Source organism: Staphylococcus sp. EG-SA-2 (assembly GCF_017152085.1).
In genome coordinates this window covers 1-676 of sequence record NZ_JACYHC010001150.1, presented here as the reverse complement: position 1 = coordinate 676, position 676 = coordinate 1, and the positions used below count along the sequence as shown (strand labels likewise).

The following is a 676-nucleotide window of genomic DNA, read 5'->3' as shown; positions in this document are numbered from 1 at the left end:
TGACGAATTGCTTTGTCAACTTTGTCTAATAAATCTTGCTTAGATAATATCTCTTTTGAAATTTCAGTATCCTTTTCAGATGCAGCTTGGGCATCGTACGGCAAGATATTCGTTAAAATGATACTTGACGCCATCATTGTCGAACACGATAACTTTACATATAATTGAAACGGTTTCCCTCGATATTTAGCCATCAACATACTCCTTTCTCACTTACTTCCTTCAAAGAATTACATACTATTATATACCTGTTTACAAGAAATTTACACTTATCTATCTAGTTATTGTTGTTAGTAATTATCAACTTATTACTTAGCTTATATTTAAGTAAACAAAAAAGCATGACGTAATATCATATTGTCCATGTCGCTAACATCATATTACGTCAAATCTTTTAAATTAAATGATGCTTTATTTTAGACTGCTTTTTCTTTTTAGCTTTCGAGCGCCTGTTTAAAAACTTGCTCGAATTGTTCACGCGAGATTTCGTGTGCATGTGCTTTTTGTGCTAATAAAGCATCTCGAAACTGTTGTTGATCTTTCAAACTTTCTAACATTTGTATTAATTGGTCTTTACTTTCCATTGTTATCTCATCATTATGCTCAAATAAGTGCTCTGATAATGTTACTTTAGCATGGTGTGCGGTTTGACGATAACCTAAAATCAACAACTCAT

The 676-nt window shown here is 32.0% G+C and carries 2 pseudogenes; both read right to left on the bottom strand.

The window, feature by feature from the left end:
• Window positions 1–194, bottom strand: a pseudogene (locus tag IDG60_RS19070) (adhesin); the annotation flags it as partial.
• A 240-nt stretch (window positions 195–434) separates the two neighbouring features.
• A pseudogene (locus tag IDG60_RS19065) lies at window positions 435–676 on the bottom strand (accessory Sec system glycosylation chaperone GtfB); the annotation flags it as partial.